Below are 21,108 nucleotides of genomic sequence, written 5' to 3' on the forward strand. Positions count from 1 at the left end.
CTTCACCTTACTGCCGGTGGTCGACCAGGTCGATGAGCTGCTGGACCACCGCGTCCGGCTCGACCGAGCGGTCGAAGACCGCGACCAGCAGCGTCTCCAGGTCGGGATAGCCCAGTTCCTCGGAGAGCCGCAGCAGGGGCAGGTCGCTGGCCAGGCCCCGGTTGTGCTTGCGCAGCGCCAGGCCGATCGAGGCGCGGCCGAGCCGGACCTTGTCGGCGATCGAGATGCCCGGCTCGGTGTGCTCGGCGAACCACCTGTTGATCTGCATCTGGGCGTGCGGGGACTTGACGAAGCCCAGCCACTCCCGGCGTGGACCGCGGGGCGCGACGTCGGCCTCGAAGCCGCTCTCCGCGTCGCTCTCGGTGAAGATCTCCACCACGTCGCCCTCCTCCAGCTCGGAGGAGAGCGGGGCCAGCCGGCCGTTGATCCGGGCGGCGAGGCAGTGGTCGCCGCGTTCGGTGCCCAGCTCGTACGCGAGGTCGACCGGGGTGGCCCCGGCCGGCAGCACCAACTGCCGACCGTCGGCGACCACCTGGATTTGCGCCTCCGCCAGGTCACAGCGCAGCGACGCCATGAACTGGGTCGGGTCGACCGTGTCCTGCTCCCAGTCGAGCACCCGGCGCAGCCAGGACAGCTCGTCCGTCCGGTCGGCGGCCCGGCCGGCGGCGCGCGGGAAGCGGTAGTGGGCGGCCACGCCGTACTCCGCGGAGCGGTGCATCTCGGTGGTGCGGATCAGCACCTCGACCGTGCGGTCCTGCGGGCCGCAGACGCTGGTGTGCAGCGACCGGTAGAGGTTGTTCTTCGGTGAGGCGATGAAGTCCTTGAAGCGGCCCGGAACCGGTCGCCAGAGCCCGTGCACGGCGCCCAGCGCGGCGTAGCAGTCGGTCGCCGGGCCGTCCACCACGATGGCGATGCGGGGCAGGTCGTACGGGGCGGCGTGGCCGCCGGCGACGGTGTCCTTCCAGATCGAGTAGAGGTGCCGCGGGCGGGGGGAGACGTCGGCGTCCACCCGGCTGCGGCGCAGCGCCGCCCGGGTGCGGGCCACCACGTCGGCGAGGTAGGCGTCCCAGCCGGGCCGGTCGTGCACGAACCGGGCGATCCGCGCGTGCTCCTCGGGCCGCAGGTGCAACAGCACCACGTCGTCCAGCTCGCGTTTGAGCGTCTGGATGCCCAGCCGGTCGCAGAGCGGGACCAGCACGTCGAGGGTCTTGCGGGCGATCCGCTCCCGCGATGCGGCGGAGCGGACGCCGAGCGTCCGCATGTTGTGCAGCCGGTCGGCCAGCTTGATGACCAGCACCCGGACGTCCTTGCCGGCCGCCACGATCATCTTGCGGACGGTCTCCGCCTCGGCGGCCTTGCCGTAGAACGCCTTGTCGAACTTGGTCACGCCGTCGACCAGGTGGGCCACCTCGCGGCCGAAGTCCTCCTGGAGCGCCTGGAGCGTGTAGCGGGTGTCCTCCACCGTGTCGTGCAGCAGCGCGGCGACCAGCGTGGTGGTGTCCATGCCGAGGTCGGCGCAGATCTGCGCCACCGCGAACGGGTGGGTGATGTAGGGCTCGCCGCTCTTGCGGAACTGGCCGCGGTGCATGTTCTCGGCGATCGTGTACGCCCGGCGCAGCACCGAGACGTCGGCGCTGGCGTGGATGCCACGATGGGCGCGGACCAGCGCGGTGACCGGGTCGCCGTCGGCGGTGGGCCAGGTGAGCAGCGAACGCAGCCGGCGGGTGAGCGGTAGCTCGCCCTGGTTCGGAAGGGCGCCGCCCAGGGCGGCGCCGTGTCCGGCGTCGACGTCCACCTGGGACACCTCCTCACCCGGCCCGCGGTCACCGGGGCCGGTGACCGGGAGCAGACCCGCGAATCGGGCAGTGCTGCACTTCTTTAACAGCCTAAGGGAGTCGGCGTCGTCCGATCGGACACTTGGTCATGAGCGTTCGGTCGAGAGTTGGTGGGATCCGCCGTTCTCGGCCTTCGCCAGCAGGTCACGGAAGCGCCCCGCGCCGGCCACCGGCGAGGCCCATCCGGCGGTGCTCTCGACCAGCCGCGTCTCCGGCCGTTCCAACCAGGACAGGATCCGCTCGGTCTCCTCGGCGGTGGCCGCCGGCACCGGACCGTGCCCGGGCAGCACCGTCTCGGCGGTGGCCCGGATCGCCGCGATGGTCGGTCGTGGGTGGACACCGGGTGGCGACACGCCGGCCCCGGCGAGCCGCCCGTGCCGGACCAGCGCCAGCTCCCAGCCGCCCCGGGCGGCGGGCCGGGCGGCGGCCAGCTCGGCGATGCCGGTCAACGCCGCCAGGCGCTGCATCCGGACCGCCGCGCGCAGCACCGCGACCAGCCGGCCGCGCGCCACCGCCGCCTCCTCGTAGCGCTGGGCGGCGGAAAGCACCTCGATCCGGGCGAGCAGGGCGTCGACCACCACGGCGGGATCGGCGCGGGTGGCGGTGCGGAACGGGGTGGCGGCGGCGTGTTCGTACTCCTCCGGGGTGATCCGGTGCTCGCAGGGCGCCGGGCAGCGACCCAGCTCGGCCAGCGCGCAGGCCGGCATGGTGGTGCGCCGGGAGAGCCGATGGGTGCACTGACGCAGCGGCACCGCGTCGTGGAAGCCGGCGGCGGCCAGCTCCGCGGCCTGTTTGGACCGGAACGGGCCGAGGTAGGCGGTGTCGGTGGGGCCGAGGTCGCGGACGACCGACAACCGGGGGTACGCCTCGTCGGTGAGCTTCAGCCAGACCTGACGCTCCGGGTATTTGGACCGGCGATTGTACGGCGGGGCGTGCGCGGCGATCAGCCGCAGCTCGCGGACCTCGGCCTCCAGCGAGTGGGCGCACTCGACCGCCTCCACCCGCTCGGCGGCGGCCAGCATCTCGGAGATCCGGGCCCGTTTCTCGCCGGCGGTGAAGTAGCTGCGCACCCGGGTGGCGATGTCGCCGGACGTGCCGACGTAGAGCGGCCGGTCGTCGGCGGCCCGGAAGATGTAGACGCCGGGCACCTTCGGCAGCCCCTCGGCGAGGTGCCGCTTGCGGCGCTGGGTCGGGGTGACCGCCCGGGCGAACTCGATCGCCTCGCCGATCGTGTCGACCCGGTGCCCGCCCAGGCGGCTGATCAGCCCGTGCAGCACGTCGACGGTGGCCTTGGCGTCGTCGAGCGCCCGGTGGGTGGGCTGGGTGGCGGTGCGGAAGTAGCCGGCCAGCGTGCCCAGCTTGCGGTTGGGCACCTCGTCGCGGGTGAGCACCCGCCGGGCCAGCGCGGCGGTGTCCAGCACCCGCGGGTTGGGCCAGCGGTAGCCGTGCTTCGCGCAGGCGGCCTTGAGGAAGCCCACGTCGTAGGGGGCGTTGTGGGCGACCAGCACGGCGTCGGTGAGGAACTCCAGGAAGCTCGGCAGCACCTGCTCGATCGGCGGGGCGGGCACCAGCATCGCCTGGGTGATCCCGGTCAGCACGGTGATGAACGGCGGGATCGGCACGCCCGGGTTGACGAGCGTGGCGAGCACGCCCAGCTCCTCGCCGCCGCGGACCTTCACCGCGCCGATCTCGGTGATCCCGCCGCCGTCCGGCGCGCCGCCGGTGGTCTCCAGGTCGACGACCACGAAGGTGGTCGCGTAGAGCGGCAGCGCGGGGTCGACGCCGCTGCCCGCCGCCCGGTCCAGACCGGCCAGCGACTCCTGGACGTACTCCGTTCCCGTCACCAGCGGGACGGTAACGGCTCGGTCCGACACTCGCGTCACTCCGGCCCCGCTGATACCACGGGGGTACGATGAGAGATCGGCTCACTCACCGGGCGGTGGGCCCGTTCGGGGTGGGAGACTTGCCACATGCCCCTCACCGAGCCGCACGACGACCGCTCCTCCGCGGAGGAGCCGGTGGTCGGCGCGCCCGAGCCCGGTGAGGACCCGTCGCCGCCCGAGCCCGAGCCCACGCTCCCCGAGCCGGTCCGCCAGCGGATCGTCACGCTGACCGCCGCGGTCCTGCCCGGCCTGCCCGCCGACGAGGTGCCGGTGCCGCTGCGCCGGGTCGCCAAGTTCGCCCCCAACCGCCGCGCCCGGCTCGGCGCTCCGGTGATCGCCGCCCAGCTCACCGCCGACCCGCTGTTCCGGCAGCGGGTCACCGCCCGGGTGCTGGCCGACGCCGGTGACCTCGGCGCGGCGGTGGTCGAGGGCACCGCGCCGGCCGCCGCCGACCCGGTCGAGGTGGCCGCGCTGGCCTACCTGGCCCGGCCCCGGGGCTGGCGGGAGCTGATCGAGGCCAGCGGCGAGGCGGTGCGCGCCGAGGCGGACAGCGCGGTCGTGGCCGAGCTGGTCCGGGAGGCCGAGCAGCGGGCCACCCGCGCCGAGCACGACCGGGCGGTGGCCCGGGTCGAGGCCGAGAAGCTCCGCGACGAGCTGGCCCGGGTCCGCGAGGAGCTGGGCCAGCTCCGCGAGGAGGCCCGGCAGTTGGCCCGTACCCTGCGGGAGACCCAGGCCCGGGAGCGCCGGGCCACCGAGCTGCTGGCCACCGAACGGGGTCGGGCGGCCCGCGCGGCGGCCGACGCGGACGCCGAGCTGCGCCGCGCCCGGGCCCGGCTGGCCGAGGCGGAGGCCGCCGCCGGGGTGGCCCGGGCCAGCGCCAAGGAGGCCCGCTCCGTCGACGACGCCCGGCTGTGGCTGCTGCTGGAGACGATCGGCCAGGCCGCGGTCGGGTTGCGCCGGGAGCTGGCACTCGACCCGGTGGACACGCTGCCGGCGGACTTCGTCGCCGACGCGTTCGCCGACCAGCCCGGCGCCGTCCAGGCCGGACCGGCGACCCGGGCCCGCGACACCGACGACCCGGCCCGGCTCGACCAGCTCCTCGCGCTGCCCCGGGCGCACCTGGTGGTGGACGGCTACAACGTCACCAAGCGCGGCTTCGGGGAGATGTCGCTGGAGCAGCAGCGCAAGCGGCTGATCACCGGGTTGGGCGGGATCGCGGCGCAGACCGGGGACGAGGTCACCGTGGTCTTCGACGGCGCCGAGCGGATCCACGGGCTGCCGCCGGCGCCGCGCGGCGTGCGGGTGCTCTTCTCCCGCAAGGGCGAGACCGCGGACGAGCTGATCCGGCGGCTGGTCCGCGCCGAGCCGGCCGGCCGGCCGGTGGTGGTCGTCTCGTCGGACCGCGAGGTCGCCGACGGGGTACGCCGGCACGGCGCGTACCCGCTGGGCGCCGACTCGTTGCTGCGCCGGCTCGCCCGCTCCTGACCCGCTCGCGCCGCTTCGGCGGACTGGTGACCGGATGATCGTTTTCGGGGTGGGTGCTGCCTCGTTGTCCGGTTCTGTCGTACCCGACGCATAGCCTTGCGGTGACCGACGGTGGTGGTCCCTTCCCCGACCGCCACCGGCGACCGCGTCAGGAGGCGTTCATGCTCATCGACTGCGACGGCTGCGGCATCCGCGGCGCCGGCTGCGCCGGGTGCCTGGTGACCGCGCTGCTCGACCCCGAATCCCCGGCGGCCGACCTGGGCCCGGCCGAGCACCGGGCGATCGAGGTGTTCGCCCGGGCCGGCTTCGACGTGGAGGTGCTGCCACCGGCGGCCACCCCCGCATCCGCCCCCGCACCCCGTCGCGCCACCCGCCGCCGGGTGGCCTGACCCGCCGCCCGGGCACCGGGCCGTCCCGCCGCGCCCGGGCCATAGGATGGGCGGTCACGGCGGGAGGGGAACGGCATGACGCGGACGGGTGGCGACGGCGGGGTGGGGTGGTGAGCCCGCGCGGCTGGGCGCTGCTGACCCTGGCCGGGCTGGCGGTGGCGCTCGTCGTCACCGTGGCGCTGCTGGTGCCGTGGAGCCGGCCGCCGGCGCCCCGCGCCGACCAGCTCGCCGCGTTGCGGGCGCTCCCCGTCGAGCAGGTGGCCCGAGGCCGGGCGTTCAGCGGCGCGTTGCGCCCGGCCGGCTGGTCGGCGCTCGTGGTCGGTCTGGTGGTGGCGCTGCTGCTCGGGCTCACCCCGCTGGGCGGGCGTCTGGTCGAGCTGGCCGGCCGGCCCTTCGGCGGGCACTGGGTGGCCCAGGCCGTGCTCGGCGGGTTGGGCGTCATGTTCCTCGCCGATCTGCTCACCCTGCCGTTCGCGGCCTGGCGGCGCACCGTGCTGGTCCGCTACGGGCTGAGCACCCAGGACTGGGGCGGCTGGACGGTCGACCTGCTCAAGTCGTACGCGGTCAGCGCGGTCATCGGCGCGCTCGTCCTGCTCGCCTTCTACTCGGTGGTCCGGCTCGCCCCCCGGTGGTGGTGGGCGTACGGCGCGGCCGGCGCCGCCGCCCTGGTGGTGATCCTGTCGTTCGTGCTGCCGGTGCTCGTCGAACCGGTGTTCAACAGGTTCACCCCGATGGAGCCGGGCCCGCTGCGCACCGAGCTGACCACCATGGCCGCCCGGGACGGGGTCCCGGTCCGCGACGTGCTGGTCGCCGACGCGTCCCGGCGGACCCGGGCGGTGAACGCCTACGTCTCCGGGCTCGGGCCGACCCGGCGGGTGGTGGTCTACGACACGCTGCTGCGCGAGGCGGAACCGGCGGAGGTGACAAGCGTGGTCGCCCACGAGCTGGGGCACGCCAAGGACCGCGACGTCTGGACCGGCACGCTGATCGGCGCGTTCGGCGCCGCCGCCGCGGTGGTGGCGCTGTACCTGGTCGGCTCCTGGGCCCCGCTGCTGCGGCTGGCCGGCGTCGACTCCATCGTCCAGCCGCGGGCGTTTCCGCTGCTCGTCGCGCTGGTCACGGTGGTCGGGCTGGTGGCCACCCCGGTGCAGGCGCTGGTCTCCCGACGGGTGGAGGCGCGGGCCGACGCGCACGCGCTGGCGCTCACCGGCGACCCGACGACGTTCGAGGCGATGCAGCGCCGGCTGGCCGGGGTGAACCTGGCCGACCCCGACCCGCCGCGCTGGGAGTACCTGTGGTCGGCGTCCCACCCGTCCACCGTGGAGCGGATGGCCGCCGCCCGCGCCTACGCCAGGGAGCACGGCCGATGAGCCGCACCTTGCTGATCACCAACGACTTCCCGCCCCGCCCCGGCGGCATCCAGTCCTTCGTGCACAACCTCGCGGTGCGCCAGCCGCCCGGCTCGGTGGTGGTCTACGCGTCGAGCTGGCGGGACGCGGAGAAGTTCGACGCCGACCAGCCCTTCGAGGTGGTCCGGGAACGCACCCGGGTGCTGCTGCCCACGCCGCTGATCGCCCGTCGGGCGGCCCGGCTGGCCCGGGCGTACGACTGCGACACGGTGTGGTTCGGCGCGGCGGCGCCGCTGGGGTTGCTCGCGTCGGGGCTGTGCCGCCGGGCCGGGATCCGCCGGGCGGTGGCGCTGACGCACGGGCACGAGGTCGGCTGGGCCGCGTTGCCCGGTGCCCGGTCCGCGCTGCGACGCATCGGCCGGGGCGTGGACGTGACCACCTACCTCGGCGAGTACACCCGGGTGCGGCTGGCCCGCGCGTTGGACGGGCTGACCGAGCTGCGCCGCCTCGCGCCCGGCGTCGACGTGGAGACCTACCATCCCGGCGTCGACGGCGAGCCGGTCCGGGCGCGGCTCGGCCTCGCCGACCGGCCGGTGGTGGTGTGCGTGTCGCGACTGGTGCCGCGCAAGGGGCAGGACGCGCTGATCCGGGCGTTGCCGGAGATCCGCCGCCGGGTGCCGGACGCCGCGCTGCTGGTGGTCGGCGGCGGGCCCTACCGGGCCACCCTGGAGAAGCTGGCCCGGCAGGCCGGGGTGGAGCGGGACGTGGTCTTCACCGGCTCGGTGCCCAGCGCCGAACTGCCCGCGCACTACGCCGCCGGCGACGTCTACGCGATGCCCTGCCGCACCCGCAACCGTGGGCTGGACGTGGAGGGCCTCGGCATCGTCTACCTGGAGGCGAGCGCGACCGGGCTGCCGGTGGTGGCGGGCGACTCCGGTGGCGCGCCGGACGCGGTCCGCGAGGGGGAGACCGGGTACGTGGTCCGGGGCCGGGACGTCGCCCAGCTCGCCGACCGGGTGGCGACCCTGCTCGCCGACCGCGACCTCGCCCGCCAGCTCGGCGCGGCCGGCCGGGCCTGGGTCGAGCGGGAGTGGCGCTGGGAGACCCAGGCCGAGCGGATGGCCACACTGCTCGCCGGGTGACCGGCGCCCGAGCGGTGCACCGGCCACCGCCGTCCCGTCTCCGCCTCACCCGGGCGCCGCTTCCCGCCCGGACACGTCGAGCGCGCCGCCCGCCCGCCCCCGAACCGCGCCCCGCCCCGAGGGCGAGGTCGTGGCACTCCGGGCGGACGGCGCGGGCTCGCCGGCGGCGACGTGTCAGGCGGGGGCCGCTGCTCTCCTCGACGCGGTGGGCGGGGCCTCCTCCGGACGCTCGGCCGTGCGACGCGACAGCCGTCCCGGCCACCAGACACGCATGCCCAGGTCCAGGGTCAGCGCCGGGATCAGCAGGCTGCGAACCAGGAGCGTGTCGAGCAGGATCCCGACCGCCACGATCACCCCCATCTGCACCGACGGCACCAGCGGCAGCACCAGCAGGGCGCCGAAGGTGGCCGCCAGCACCACCCCGGCGCTGGTGATCACGCCGCCGGTGACGGTGAGCGCCCGCAGCGTCCCGGCCCGGTGCCCGATCGACGCGGTCTCCTCCCGGGCCCGGGTCATCAGGAAGATCGTGTAGTCCACGCCGAGGGCGACCAGGAACAGGAACGCCTGCAACGGCACGCCGACGAACAGCCGCGGGTGGCCCAACGCGTCGAGCAGCAGCCCGGCGGCGCCCATCGCCGCCGCGTACGACAGCACCACGCTCGCCATCAGCAGCAGCGGCGCGACGAGCGCGCGCAGCAGGAGCATCAGGATCACCAGGACCACGGCGAGCACCAGCGGGATGACCACCCGGTTGTCCCGGTCCACGGTGCGTCGCTCGTCGAGCAGCGTCGCGGTGCGCCCGCCGACGAGCGCCTGCGACCCGGGCACCGCGTGCACGGCGGTGCGCAGCCGGCCCACCGTGTCCCGGGCCGCGGCGCTGTCCGGGGCGGCGGCGAGCACCGCGGTGACGCGTACCCAACGACCGTCGGTGGACCGCTGCGGACCGCCCACGTCCGCGACGCCCGGCACCGCGCGGACCGCGCCCGTGACCAAATCGGCCGTGCCGGCGGCGGCCAACACCTCGACCGGCGCGACCGACCCGCCCGGGTAGTGGGCGGCGACCAGCCGCTGACCGGCGACCGAGCCGACCTCGGTGGTGAACGACTCGTCGTCGGGCAGGCCCAGGGTGAGATTGCCGATCCCGAGGGTCAGCGCGACCAGGGCGACGGCGGTGCCCACCCAGACCGGGCGCGGCCGGCGGCCGACCAGGCCGGCGATCCGCTGCCACACCCCGTGGTCGGCGCCGAGGTCGCGCTCGTCCGCGCCGGGCGTGTGGCGCGGCACGAACGGCCAGAACAGCCACCGCCCGCACACCACGAGCACCGCCGGCAGCAGCGTGGTCATCGCCAGCAACGCGGCCACGATGCCGACCGCGCCGACCGGTCCCAGGCCGCGGGTGGCGGGCAGGTCCGCCGCGACGAGGCAGAGCAGCCCGAGCGCGACAGTCGCCGCGGAGGCGCAGACCGCGCCGTACGACCGGCGCAGCGCCACCGCCATCGCGGCGTGCCGGTCGGCGTGCCGGCGCAGCTCCTCGCGGTAGCGGGCGATGAGCAGCAGGGCGTAGTCCACGCCGACGCCGAAGACCAGCACGGTGAGGATGGTCTGGCTCTGGAAGTCCACCGTCAGGCCGGCGTGCCGGGCCAGCAGGTAGACGGTGGCGCCGGCGAGCTGGTTGGCGACGCCGACCGCGAGCAGCGGCACCAGCCACAGCACCGGGCTGCGGTAGGTGACGAGCAGGAGCAGGGCGACGGTGACGGCGGTGGCCAGCAGCAACGCGCCGTCCATCCCGTCGAACGCGTCCCAGACGTCGCTCTCGGCGACCGCGTCGCCGGTCAGCGCGGTCCGCAGGCCGGGCGCCGCGTCGGCGAGCCGGTCCTTCATGGCGCGCACCGCGTCGGCGCGTCGCTCCTCGTCGAGGGTGACCGGGAGCGAGAACAGCAGCGCCCGGCCGTCCGCGCTCGGCGCCGGCGCGGAGACCACGCCGCCGTCGGCGTACCCGGCGAAGGCCGCCCGGTCGGCGTCGACCCGGGCCCGGTCGGCGGCGGTGAGGCCGGTGTCGCGGACGTACACGGCGACGGCCAACTGCCGGCGGGACTCGGGGAAGGCGGCTTCGGCCCGCTGTGCGGCGCGACTGCTCTCGACGCCGGGCGGCAACGCGCCGAGCGTCGAGTTGTCCTGCGTCTCGCCCAGCTTCAACGCGAGCGGCCCGGCGACCGCGAGCAGCGCCAGCCAGAGGACGAGGACGGCGTACTTGCCGCGGCGGCCGGCGGGCAGCCGGGCCGTTCGGTGCGGGGACATCAGGGTTCCTCTCACTCGTCGCCCGGCGCGGACCGCGGGCCCTGACTCGATCCTTCGGGCCGGCGGCCCGCCGGTCAGGGGTGCCGCCCCGACTCCACGGGTGGTGCCAGCACCACCGGCGGACCGGCGGTGATACCGGAGAATGGAACTCGTGGACGCATCGGTACGGGTACTGCTCCGGACCCGGCTGCGGCCCGCCGCGGTGACCGCCGCCCAGGGGCTGCTGACCGCGCTGCTGTCGTTGACCACGCACGTGGCCCTGTTCGTGCTGTCGCTGGTCGCGCTGCTGCTGATCCCGGCGTTCGGCGTCGGCTTCGCCCTCTTCCCGGTGGTCACCGGCGCGGTCCGGATCTGCGCCGGGCTGCACCGCCGGCTGGCCCGGTGGAGCGGCGTCGAGATGCCCACGCCCTACCTGCCCGCGCCGGCCGGTGCCCAGTTCGGCACCTGGCGGCGGTTCCGGTGGGTGGTGGGCGACCCGGCGACCTGGCGGGATCTGGCCTGGCTGCTGCCCGGCGCGGTCACCGGCGCGGTGTGCCTGGCCGCGTTCGTCCTCCCGCTGTACGGGCTGGAGGGGTTGATCGGCGTGCCGCTGGTGCTGCGTGCCGTCGGCGTCTGGTACGGCTACGGCCCGTTCTGGCCGCTCGACAACCTCGTCGAGGCGGTGCTCTGCGTCCCGTTGGGCGCGCTGCTGCTGGCCGCCGGGGTCGCCGCCGGGCGCTGGCTGGTCTGGCTGCACGTGACGTTCGCCGGGTTCTTCCTGACCCCGACCCGCGGCGCCGCGCTGGCGCTGCGGGTGCGTCAGCTCACCGTCACCCGGGCCGAGGCGGTGGACGCGCAGGCCGCCGAGCTGCGCCGGATCGAACGGGACCTGCACGACGGGGCGCAGGCCCGGCTGGTCGCGCTGAGCATGAGCATCGGGCTGGCCGAGCAACTGGTCCGTGACGACCCGGAGGCGGTCCGCCGGCTGCTCGCCGAGGCCCGGGAGACCAGCGGCCAGGCCCTGGCCGAGCTGCGCGGTCTGGTTCGCGGCATCCACCCGCCGGTGCTCGCCGAGCGCGGCCTGCCCGGCGCGGTACGGGCGCTGGCGCTGGCCGTGCCGCTGCCGGTGGAGGTCACCGTCGACCTGCCCGGCCGGGCCGCCGCCCCGGTCGAGTCGGCCGTCTACTTCGCGGTCGCCGAGGCGTTGGCCAACGTGGGCAAGCACAGCGGGGCGACCCGGGCCTGGGTGGAGCTGCGGCACGCCGACGGGCGGCTGACCGCCGTGGTCGGTGACGACGGCCGGGGCGGGGCGGCGCCGGCGGCCGGCGGCGGTCTGGCCGGGACAGGTCGCCGGCTGGCCGCGTTCGATGGGACGATGGCAGTGACCAGTCCGGCCGGTGGACCCACCGTCATCAGCATGGAGCTGCCGTGCGCGTTGTCATCGCCGAGGATCTCGCCCTCCTCCGAGACGGGCTGACCAGGATCCTGGAGGCGTTCGGCTGCCAGGTGGTGGCGGCCGTCGACAACGGGCCGTCAGTGCTGCCCGCGCTGGCCGCGCACCGGCCGGACGTCGCGGTCATCGACGTACGGCTGCCGCCGACGTTCAGCGACGAGGGGTTGCAGGCGGCTGTGCGGGCCCGCGCCGAGCTGCCCGGGCTGCCGGTGCTCGTGCTGTCCCAGCACGTCGAGCAGCTCTACGCCCGTGAGCTGCTCGCCGACCGGCGCGGCGGCGTCGGCTACCTGCTCAAGGACCGGGTGTCGCACGTGGACCAGTTCGTCGACGCGGTGCGCCGGGTCGCCGCCGGCGGCACCGTGATGGACCCGGAGGTGGTGGCCCAGTTGCTGGCCCGCCGCGACGGCGCCGGGCCGCTCGCCGAGCTGACCGCGCGGGAACGCGAGGTGCTCGGCCTGATGGCCGAGGGCCGGTCGAACGCCGCGGTGGCGGCCCGGCTGTTCGTCACCGAGAAGGCCGTCGACAAGCACATCAACAGCATCTTCAGCAAGCTGCGGATGCCGCCGTCCGGTGACGACAACCGGCGGGTGCTGGCCGTGCTGGCCTATCTGGACGGGGCGGACACCCGCCGCCAGGCAGGCTGACCGCGTGCGGCGACCGGGTGTGGTACGTGAACCAGACGTCCGCTCAGCCCTCGGATCCGGGGCTGGCTCGCTGCCACAGCCAGACACCCACCAGTAGGCAGGCGGCTCCAGCCACCGCGACGCCAACCTTTGCCGCACCGGGGACGTCGTCCAGGAAGGGAAAGGCGCGGGAGGCTGCCAGCGTCAGGAACGCGACGACGAAGAGAACGAGGGCGAGAACGCGCTGACCGGTCATGGGTGCCTCCGGGGTCGGGAAACGCTCGGCCAGGTTGTTAAGCGGGGCCCCCTCCTATACCTGAAGCGTTAAGAAGGGGCCCCTCCTTACGCCGCGGGCGCGCGGGTGAGGTGTTGCAGCGCCGAGCCGGGGCGGCCGAAGTGCCAGCCCTGACCGGCGTCGCAGCCGATGGCGCGCAGCCGGTCCGCCTGACCGGCCGTCTCCACCCCCTCGGCGGTGACCGTGAGGTCCAGGGCGTGTGCCAGCGAGACCAGCGAGGCGAGGATCCGCTCGTCGGTACGGCCGCCCGGGTCGCCGGCCGGCGCGCGCAGCCCGGTCACGAACTCGCCGGCCACCTTCAACTCGGTCACCGGCAGGTCCCGCAGGTACGCGAGATTGCAGTAGCCGGTGCCGAAGTCGTCGATGGCCACCCGGACGCCCAGATCGCCGAGCACCCGCAGGGCCCGGACCGGCTCGACCACGGTGCTCATCATGGTGCTCTCGGTGACCTCCAGTTGCAGCCGTTCCGGGGGCAGGCCGGTGCGGCCGAGCACGCCCCGCACCTCGGGCACCAGGTCGGCCCGGTGCAACTGGCGTACGGCCAGGTTGACGCTGACGAACGGCGCGTCGCCACCGGCCGCCGACCAGGTGCCCGCCTCGCGGCACGCCTCGGCCAGCACCCAGCTGCCGAGCCGGACGATCAGGCCGGTCTCCTCGGCCAGCGGGATGAAGCTGTCCGGCCGGAGCACCCCCAGCTCCGGGTGGCGCCAGCGCACCAGCGCCTCCATGCCCAGCACCCGGCCGTCACGCAGCGACGTCAGCGGCTGGTAGTCGAGGTAGAACTCGCCCCGGTCCAGCGCGGCCGGGATCGCCGCGGAGAGCGCGTACCGGGCCAGCTCGCGGCGGTTACGGTCGGCGTCGAACAACGACCAGCGGGCCCCGCCGGCGGCCTTGGCCCAGTGCAGCGTGCTGTCCGCGGCGCGCATCAGCTCCATCGGCGAGGTGCCGGCCACCGGCCGCTCCACGATGCCGATGCTCGCCGACACCGTCAGCTCGTGCCCGTCGACGAGCGCGGGCTCGCGTACCGCCTCCAGCGCCGCCTCGGCGACCTTGACCACGTCGTCGGTGCCGGCGGTGCGCTCCACCAGGATCACGAACTCGTCGCCGCCCAGGCGGGCCACCAGGTGCTCGCCGAGCGTCCGGCGCAGCCGGTGCGCCACCGCCACCAGCAACGAGTCGCCGACCTGGTGACCGAGGGAGTCGTTGACCACCTTGAACCGGTCCAGGTCGAGGAAGCAGACCCCGATCCGGTCCGCGCCCCGGCCGGGCGCGACGATCGCGGCGGTCAGCCGTTCGGTGAACAGCGTGCGGTTCGGCAGGTCGGTCAGCGGGTCGTGGGTGGCCTGGTGCCGGAACCGGGCCTCGCTGTCCCGCAGCGCCCGCTCGGCCTGGGCGCGCGCCATCATGGCGGCCCGCCGGATGGACTCCTGCTCGTCCAGCGTGCGGTCGCGCAGCGCCCGGGCGTACCCGGTGGCGACGGTGGCGAGCAGCCGGGACATCCGGTCCTCGACGTCGTCGACGTCCAGGTCGAGGTCGCGGACCAGCCGGAGCTGGATCACCTCGACGGTGCGACCCAGGCCCTCGGCGGAGGCGATGTGCGACTGCACCAGCTCCGCGCCCACCTGCTGGCCGATCCGCAGGTCGAACGGGTCGGCGCGCATCGCCTGCGCGAGCCGCTCGGTGAGCCGTTGCAGCATCTCCTCCAGCTGCGCCTGGGTCATCGGCAGGTAGCTGGTCCCGGAGACCGCCTTGGCCCAGGCCCGGGCGAAGACGCCGGGGCGGCAGCGGCCGGCGGCGGTCACGGTGGCCACGTCGTCAGGCACCGAGCCGCCCGACCCCGCCCATGAAGACCGCCCGTTCGGCGTGTTCCGCCTGGTCGGGGGCGTCCGGTCGCCACTGCGGCACCCACACCACGCCCGGGTCGACCAGCTCGAACCCGGCGAACAGCGCGGTCAGCTCGGCCCGACCGCGGATGAAGAGCTGGCTGTCGGTGCGCCGGTAGACCCGTTCCGCCTCGGCCCGCTCGCCGGTGCCGTCCCGGCCGTCGTCGCTGGCCTGGGAGAGCACCAGGTGGCTGCCGGGCGCCAGCGCCGCGCGCAGCGTCCGCAGGATCTCCTCCGGGCGGTCGGAGTCCGGGATGAAGTGCAGCACCGCCACGATCATCACCGCGACCGGCTCGGTGAAGTCGATCAACCGGGTGACGTCCGGATGGCGCAGGATCGCCACCGGGTCGCGCAGGTCCTCCCGGACCACGGCGGCCCGCTCGTTGCCGGCCAGGATCTCCTGGCTGTGCGCGACCGCCACCGGGTCCACGTCGACGTAGACCACCCGGGAGTCGGGGTCGATGCCCTGGGCGATCTCGTGCACGTTGCCCACGGTCGGGATGCCGGAGCCGATGTCCAGGAACTGCCGCACCCCGGTCTCGGCCAGGTAGTGCACCGCCCGGCGGAGGAAGGCGCGGTTGGCCTGGGCCATCAGCGGGGCCTCCGGCACCGCCTCGACCATCGCCCGCGCGGCGACCCGGTCGGCCGCGAAGTTGTGCGAACCGCCCAGGTAGTAGTCGTACATGCGGGCCACGCTCGGGCGTTCGATGTCGATCGTCTCGGGTGCCCAGTCCGGCCGCTGCATGTCCCTGCCCCTTGGGTGTCGGCGACGCGCGGCGTCACCGCCGCGCGGATCACCCGGGTATTCTGCCCGGCCGCTGTCGCGGTGCAAAGACCGCCGCCGTTCCGCGTCCGGCCGTTCACCGTACGCGGTCGACCCGCGCCCGGAATGCCGGAGAGGCCCGCGTCCGGCGTGCGGACGGGGCCTCTCCGGCGGTGCCGTCAGAACTTCGGCGCGTCGGGGGCCTCCAGCAGCCCCAGCCGCAGCGCGGTCATCAGCGCCTGGGCCCGGTTGGCCGCGCCCAGCTTCTCGTAGAGCTTGGAGATGTGGGTCTTGGCGGTCGACTCGCTGACGAAGAGCTGCTTGGCGATGCCGGCCACGCTCATGCCGTCGGCGAGCAGCCGCAGCACCTGCCCCTCGCGGGGGGAGAGCTGCGGACCGGACGGGGCCAGCCGGCGCTTCATCGCCTCGGCCAGGTCGGCCGCGGTGAACGCGCTGGGGGAGGAGGCGGCGTGCCGGGCGGCGGCCACCACCTCGTCGGCCGGGGCGGTCTTCGGGACGAACGCGCTCGCCCCCGCCTCCAGCGCGCCGAAGAGCTGGTCGTCACCGGCGTACATGGTGAGCACCACGATGCCCATCGAGGCGCTGGACTTGCGCAGCGCGCGGGTGGCCTCCAGACCGCTGCCGTCGGGCAGTCGCAGGTCCATGATCACCACGTCGGGCTGGAGCGCGCCGGCCTGGCGCACGCCCTCCGCGGCCGTGGCGGCCTCACCCACGACCTCGAACTGCCGGTCCCGCTCGAAGGCGTGCCGCAGACCCTTGCGGATCAGGTCGTGATCGTCGACAAGGAGGACCTTGGTCCGGGTGGCCGGTGTCGGGCTAGTGGTCATCCTCGGGTTACTCCCCTTCTGCTGCTGCGGCGCTGCCGCGCACCTTATCGCGCCGGGGCGACGAGCCGAGTACCACCGCCACGGTTGTGCCGCTGGGTTGCCGCGGCCTGATCTCCAACCGGCCTCGGATACGTTCCGCCCTCTCCGCCATGATCGCAAGACCATAGTGCCCCTCGGGCCGCTGGTCACCGATGCCGTGACCGTCATCCGACACTTCGATCCGGGCGTACGGGGGATCCACCTCACAGGTGACCCAGAGGTTCGACGCGCCGGCGTGCTTGCGCGCGTTGGTCACCGCCTCCTGGGCGATGCGCAGCAACTCGGCCTCGGTGGCGGCCGGCAGCCGGGCGGTGGACTCGTCCAGGGAGAGGTTCACCCGCAGGCCGCCGGAGGCGCCGACGGTGCGGGCGTACTCGGCGATCGCCGCCGCCAGCCCACCGTGCCGGTCCACCTCGCTGCGCAGCTCGAACAGGCTCAACCGCAGCTCCTGGATCACCCGGGTGACCTCGTGCCGCAGCGTACGCAGCGCCTCGGCGGTCTCCTTCGGGTCCTCGTCGACGTACGCCAGCGCGTTGTCGATGCCGTACCCGACCATCACCAGCTCCTGCGCGACCCCGTCGTGGATCTCCCGGGCCAGCCGCTGCCGCTCCTCGTTGGTGGCCAGCGAGCGCACCTCGTCGAAGAGCAGCGCCGCCTCCAGCCGCAGCGCCGCCGGGCCGGTCAGCGCGGTCACCCGGGACACCACCGGCGGCGGGTACGCGGCGCCGGTGTCCGCCTCGATCACCACCAGGCCGACCGTGCGTACGCCGGCGACCAGCGGCACGATCAGCGCGGACACCTCGCCGGAGTGCCGGGACCGGGCCTGCGAGCGGGCCGAGACGGTCGGCTGCTGGCTGGCCCAGGCGTCGGCGATGGCGGAGTCGGCGTCGAGCGTGGTCTCCCAGTCGACCCGGTCCGCACCGATCTGGGCGAGCACCACCAGCCGGCCGCCGCCGCTGGCGGAGAGCACCGCGCCCCGGTCGGTCTTCGCCACCACCCGCAGCTCCTCCAGCAGGTGCTCGGAGATGCCGCCCGGGTCCAGGGTGGCGCCGGGGAGCTGCCGGGCCACCGTCCGGAGCTGGGTCAACAGCCGGGTGGCCTCGGCGTACGGCTGGGGTTTGCCCTCGCCGCGGACCCGCATCACCCGCTGGAGCGTGCCGGCGGTGTAGAGGCCGAGGCCGGCCAGGATCAGCCACTGCGCGCAGACCGCGAGGTAACCGAGCTGGCCGAGCTGCGGCTCGCCGCCGACCTCGGTGAACGCGGCGCTGACCAGCAGCGTCGCCGCGGTGACCGCGAGCAGCGCGGCGCCCTCGGAGAACCGGCGGCGCAGCGCGGTCACGGTGACCGGCACGGCCAGGTACGGCAGCACCGCCGACGCGCCCAGCCCGTCGGTGACGCCGGTGAGGTGGGCGCCGGCGGCGACCTGGCTGGCGGCCAGCCCGAGCACCACCACCTCGGCGAAGCGGCTGATCGGGGTGAGCAGCCGGTGCTGCGGGGCCAGGACGGCGGGTAGCCCGGCGACGCCGAGCAGGGCGATCCACCAGAGTTCGGTGGCGTCGCGGGTGGCGAACAGGGTCAGGGCGGCGACCAGCGCGAGGAGAACCGCGCGGGCCGCGACCGCGAGGAGCTGCGTCTGCGGCTGTCCGGATGTGGAGGCGGGCACCTGACGGATCGTAGTCAGCGCCGGTAGATCTCCGCGATCTCCGTGGCGTACGTCTTGTGGACGACCTGCCGCTTGACCTTGAGCGAGGGGGTCAGCTCGCCGGTCGCCTCGGTGAAGTCCCGGGGGAGGATCCGGAACACCTTGATCGCCTCGGCCTTGGAGACGGACTGGTTGGCCTGGTCGACCGCGCCCTGCACCTCGGCCCGCAGCGCCTCGTCGTCGCGCAGCTCGGCGGCGCTCGTGGTCTCCGGGCGCCCGTGCCCGGCCAGCCACTTCGGCAGCGCCTCCTCGTCGATGGTGACAAGCGCCGCGATGAACGGCTGCCGGTCGCCGACCACCACGCACTGGCTGATCAACGGGTGCGCCCGGACCTGGTCCTCCAGCACCGCCGGGGCGACGTTCTTGCCGCCGGCGGTCACGATGATCTCCTTCTTCCGGCCGGTGATGCTGAGGTAGCCGTCCGCGTCGAGCTGGCCCAGGTCACCGGTGCGGAACCAGCCGTCGGTGGTGAGCGCCTCGGCGGTGGCCGCCTCGTTGTGCCAGTACCCCTGGAAGACGATGTCGCCGGAGATCAGGATCTCGCCGTCGTCGTCGATCCGGACGGTGACGCCGGGCAGCGGGCGGCCGACCGTGCCGATCCGGGTGCCGGTGGGCAGGTTCGCGGCGGCGGCCGGCGACGTCTCGGTGAGGCCGTACCCCTCGCAGACGGTCACCCCGACGCCCCGGAAGAAGTGCCCGAGCCGGGCGCCGAGCGGCGCGCCGCCGGAGATCGCGTCGCGGCACCGGCCGCCCAGCGCCGCCCGCAGCTTGCCGTAGACCAGCCGGTCGAAGAGCGCGTGCTGGGCACGCAGCGCCAGGCCCGGCCCGCCCGGCGTCTCCAGCGCCTCGCTCCAGGCGATGGCGACCTTCTCGGCGCGGTCGAAGATCTTGCCCTTGCCGTCCGCCTCGGCCTTCTGCCGCGCGCCGTTGTAGACCTTCTCGAAGACCCGGGGTACGGAGAGCACGAACGTCGGCTTGAACTCCTGGAGCGCGCCGACCAGGTCGCTGGTGTCCGCGCAGTGCGCCATGGTGGCCCGGGCCTGCACCACGCCGACCTGGATCAGCCGGGCGAACGCGTGGGCCAGCGGCAGGAAGAGCAGGGTGGAGGCGCCCTGGCGGAACAGGTTCGGCAGCACCGGCACCGCGTTGGCGATGTCGGCGTAGATGTTGCGGTGGGTCAGCACGCAGCCCTTCGGCCGGCCGGTGGTGCCGCTGGTGTAGATGATCGTGGCGAGGTCGTCGGCCTTGAGCGTCGAGCGGCGCACCTCGACCTCGGCCGGGTCCACCGAGGCGCCGGCGGTGACCAGCTCGTGCACCGCGTCCAGCTCGATCTGCCAGACCTCGCGCAGGTCGGGCAGCCGGTCCCGGACGCCGGCGACGAGCGCCGCGTGCGCGGTGCTCTCCACCACCACGGCCACCGCGCCCGAGTCACCGAGGATCCAGGCGGCCTGCTCGGCGCTGGAGGTCTCGTAGATCGGCACGGTGACCGCGCCGGCCGCCCAGATGGCGTAGTCGAGCAGGGTCCACTCGTAGCGGGTGCGGCTCATCAGAGCGACCCGGTCGCCGGGGGACACGCCGGCCGCGATCAGGCCCCGGGCCACCGCGACCACCTCGTCGCGGAACTGCCGGCAGGTCACCTCGATCGGCCCCGCGTCGCCGGCCGGCCGGACGAACTGCACGGTGTCCGGGGCGACCTCGGCGTTTTCCCAGACCGGGTCGGTCAGGTTGGCCGCGTCGCCGACGGTGACGATCGGCGGGACGGAGAACTCGCGCACCTGCACTCCCTCGTGCTCGCACCGGCGCCGGGCCGGCCTGGTCGGCTCTGTCGAAACCTACCCGCCCGCCCCGGTGGAGAGCCGGGTAGCCTCCCCCCATGGCGGACTCCTCCACCCAGTCGATCATCGTCGGCGCGTCACCGGAGCAGGTGGCGGCCGTCATCTGTGACTTCCCCCGTTACCCGGAGTGGACCGAGTCGGTGCGCCGGGCCGAGGTGATCGAGGAGTACGAGGACGGCTACGCGAGCCAGGTCCGGTTCACGCTTGACGCGGGCGTGCTGGCCGACGAGTACGTGCTGGCGTACGAGTACGCCGAGGACATCTCCCGGATCGAGTGGCACCTGGTCGCGCCGTCGACGATGCAGCGGTCCCAGCGCGGGTCGTACGACCTGGTCGGCAACCCGGACGGGACGACCACGGTGACCTACACGCTGGAGGTGGAGCTGTCCGTGGCGATGCTCGGCATGTTCCGCCGCAAGGCCGAAAAAATGATCATGGATACGGCGTTGAAGCAGCTCAAGCGCCGGGTAGAAGCACCCGGTGCGGCCAACTGATCCGATCGCCGTCCCGGTCGTCACGCTGGAGGAGCCGAACCATGGGCACCACTGATCCGGGTTCGGCCCGGGAAGAGGCCGAGCGCCTCGTCGTCACGCTGCTGGCCACCGCGCGGATGGCCGCCGCCTCGTCCGGCGCCGGGGGCCGCAGCCCGCTCGGTGGGATCCTCTCGGGTGTCCTCGGTCACATCCCGACCGGCACCGGCGCCGGTTTCGCCACCGGCTCGCCGGAATGCTGCGTCTGCCCGGTCTGCCGGGGGATCGCGGCGTTGCGGGACCCGAGTCCGGAATTCGCCGAGCGGCTCGCCACCGGCGCCGGTGACCTGGCGGCCGGTGTGGCCAGCCTGCTGCGGGCGTTCGCCCCGGCGGAACCGGCCGGTCCGGCGACACCGGCCGACCCGCCGGGCCAGGCGACGCCGACCGGCCCCGGCGGCCCCGCGCCGACCGGGGCGGGGGACCACGTGTGGCGCGAGGCGACCCGTACCGGGCATGATTCTCAGCCGGCACCCGAGCAGGACGTGTGGTCCGCCGCCACCCGGGGGGAGGGCGCGGCCGATCCGGGTGCCTCCGACGGCTCGGGGTCGCGGCGTGGCGGCAGGCACGCCGAGCCGGAGCCGTCGCAGCCGCCCGTCGACGCCGCCGGGCCGGCGGGGCCGGCGACGAGCCGGCCGCCGGCCGGCCGTCCCACGGTGCCCGCCTCGCGGGCGCCCGACGAGGCGGGCGCGGACGCGGACGCACCAGGCGACGGGGCCTGACCACCGGACATCCCGGATCGCACGGCCGGTTCGGCCGGCGCCCGGGGCAGCACAGCAG

17 protein-coding genes are annotated in these 21,108 nt (G+C 74.9%); 8 read left to right on the forward strand and 9 right to left on the reverse strand.

The window, feature by feature from the left end; all coding sequences use genetic code 11:
* Positions 1 to 7: 7 nt before the first annotated feature.
* Together ACLQ2W_RS19860 and ACLQ2W_RS19865 are read right to left on the reverse strand one after the other, a co-directional pair.
* Positions 8 to 1,795, reverse strand: coding sequence for a RelA/SpoT family protein (locus ACLQ2W_RS19860; protein ID WP_425787703.1), 1,788 nt, complete (start codon positions 1,793 to 1,795; stop codon positions 8 to 10).
* Between the two features lie 126 nt (positions 1,796 to 1,921).
* Positions 1,922 to 3,679, reverse strand: a complete 1,758-nt coding sequence (locus tag ACLQ2W_RS19865; RefSeq protein ID WP_425787704.1) for a DEDD exonuclease domain-containing protein — start codon at positions 3,677 to 3,679, stop codon at positions 1,922 to 1,924.
* A 126-nt stretch (positions 3,680 to 3,805) separates the two neighbouring features.
* On the opposite strand from ACLQ2W_RS19865, the gene ACLQ2W_RS19870 reads away from it, so the two are divergent.
* The 4 genes from ACLQ2W_RS19870 to ACLQ2W_RS19885 all read left to right on the forward strand — a co-directional run bounded on the left by ACLQ2W_RS19870 (position 3,806) and on the right by ACLQ2W_RS19885 (position 8,083).
* The gene (locus ACLQ2W_RS19870; RefSeq protein ID WP_425787705.1) at positions 3,806 to 5,203 is read left to right on the forward strand and encodes an NYN domain-containing protein; all 1,398 of its coding nucleotides are present in this window, start codon (positions 3,806 to 3,808) and stop codon (positions 5,201 to 5,203) included.
* Between the two features lie 161 nt (positions 5,204 to 5,364).
* Entirely contained in the window at positions 5,365 to 5,592 is a 228-nt protein-coding gene (locus ACLQ2W_RS19875; RefSeq protein WP_425787706.1) for a hypothetical protein, read from the forward strand.
* A gap of 110 nt (positions 5,593 to 5,702) precedes the next feature.
* Positions 5,703 to 6,962: a M48 family metallopeptidase gene (locus tag ACLQ2W_RS19880; protein ID WP_425787707.1), complete on the forward strand. Its 1,260-nt coding sequence runs from the start codon at positions 5,703 to 5,705 to the stop codon at positions 6,960 to 6,962.
* Positions 6,959 to 8,083 carry a glycosyltransferase family 4 protein gene (locus ACLQ2W_RS19885; protein WP_425787708.1) on the forward strand — a complete coding sequence of 375 codons (1,125 nt, stop codon included), beginning with the start codon at positions 6,959 to 6,961 and terminating at the stop codon, positions 8,081 to 8,083. The genes ACLQ2W_RS19880 and ACLQ2W_RS19885 overlap by 4 nt, the downstream gene beginning before the upstream one ends.
* 174 nt (positions 8,084 to 8,257) lie before the next feature.
* Here ACLQ2W_RS19885 and ACLQ2W_RS19890 read toward each other — a convergent pair whose 3' ends face one another.
* Complete coding sequence (locus tag ACLQ2W_RS19890) at positions 8,258 to 10,381, reverse strand: MMPL family transporter (RefSeq protein WP_425787709.1); 2,124 nt, start codon at positions 10,379 to 10,381, stop codon at positions 8,258 to 8,260.
* 142 nt (positions 10,382 to 10,523) lie between these two features.
* On the opposite strand from ACLQ2W_RS19890, the gene ACLQ2W_RS19895 reads away from it, so the two are divergent.
* Both ACLQ2W_RS19895 and ACLQ2W_RS19900 read left to right on the forward strand, forming a co-directional pair.
* The gene (locus ACLQ2W_RS19895) at positions 10,524 to 11,837 is read left to right on the forward strand and encodes a histidine kinase (RefSeq protein ID WP_425787710.1); all 1,314 of its coding nucleotides are present in this window, start codon (positions 10,524 to 10,526) and stop codon (positions 11,835 to 11,837) included.
* Positions 11,789 to 12,457 carry a response regulator transcription factor gene (locus ACLQ2W_RS19900; protein WP_281936710.1) on the forward strand — a complete coding sequence of 223 codons (669 nt, stop codon included), beginning with the start codon at positions 11,789 to 11,791 and terminating at the stop codon, positions 12,455 to 12,457. Before ACLQ2W_RS19895 ends, ACLQ2W_RS19900 begins: the two co-directional genes overlap by 49 nt.
* Before the next feature lie 43 nt (positions 12,458 to 12,500).
* On the opposite strand, the gene ACLQ2W_RS19905 is transcribed toward ACLQ2W_RS19900, so the two are convergent.
* From ACLQ2W_RS19905 to ACLQ2W_RS19930, 6 genes are all read right to left on the reverse strand, one after another.
* Entirely contained in the window at positions 12,501 to 12,692 is a 192-nt protein-coding gene (locus ACLQ2W_RS19905) for a hypothetical protein (protein ID WP_425787711.1), read from the reverse strand.
* 86 nt (positions 12,693 to 12,778) lie between these two features.
* Positions 12,779 to 14,452, reverse strand: a complete 1,674-nt coding sequence (locus ACLQ2W_RS19910; protein ID WP_425787880.1) for a putative bifunctional diguanylate cyclase/phosphodiesterase — start codon at positions 14,450 to 14,452, stop codon at positions 12,779 to 12,781.
* A gap of 94 nt (positions 14,453 to 14,546) precedes the next feature.
* Positions 14,547 to 15,359: an SAM-dependent methyltransferase gene (locus ACLQ2W_RS19915; RefSeq protein ID WP_425787712.1), complete on the reverse strand. Its 813-nt coding sequence runs from the start codon at positions 15,357 to 15,359 to the stop codon at positions 14,547 to 14,549.
* A gap of 197 nt (positions 15,360 to 15,556) precedes the next feature.
* A complete protein-coding gene (locus tag ACLQ2W_RS19920; RefSeq protein ID WP_007072219.1) occupies positions 15,557 to 16,225 on the reverse strand; it encodes a response regulator transcription factor in 669 nt (222 codons plus the stop codon).
* A 7-nt stretch (positions 16,226 to 16,232) separates the two neighbouring features.
* Positions 16,233 to 17,927 (reverse strand): GAF domain-containing sensor histidine kinase, encoded by a 1,695-nt coding sequence (locus ACLQ2W_RS19925; RefSeq protein ID WP_425787713.1) that lies wholly within the window; start codon positions 17,925 to 17,927, stop codon positions 16,233 to 16,235.
* Positions 17,928 to 17,941: 14 nt separating this feature from the next.
* Positions 17,942 to 19,741 carry an AMP-dependent synthetase/ligase gene (locus ACLQ2W_RS19930; protein ID WP_425787714.1) on the reverse strand — a complete coding sequence of 600 codons (1,800 nt, stop codon included), beginning with the start codon at positions 19,739 to 19,741 and terminating at the stop codon, positions 17,942 to 17,944.
* A 98-nt stretch (positions 19,742 to 19,839) separates the two neighbouring features.
* Here ACLQ2W_RS19930 and ACLQ2W_RS19935 point away from each other — a divergent pair, with 98 nt between their 5' ends.
* Positions 19,840 to 20,295 (forward strand): SRPBCC family protein, encoded by a 456-nt coding sequence (locus ACLQ2W_RS19935; RefSeq protein WP_107159917.1) that lies wholly within the window; start codon positions 19,840 to 19,842, stop codon positions 20,293 to 20,295.
* Between the two features lie 41 nt (positions 20,296 to 20,336).
* Positions 20,337 to 21,050: a hypothetical protein gene (locus ACLQ2W_RS19940; protein ID WP_425787715.1), complete on the forward strand. Its 714-nt coding sequence runs from the start codon at positions 20,337 to 20,339 to the stop codon at positions 21,048 to 21,050.
* Positions 21,051 to 21,108 lie beyond the last annotated feature (58 nt).

Origin of the sequence: Micromonospora sp. DT227, from assembly GCF_049841835.1 — a bacterium.
Classification (GTDB): Bacteria; Actinomycetota; Actinomycetes; order Mycobacteriales; family Micromonosporaceae; genus Micromonospora.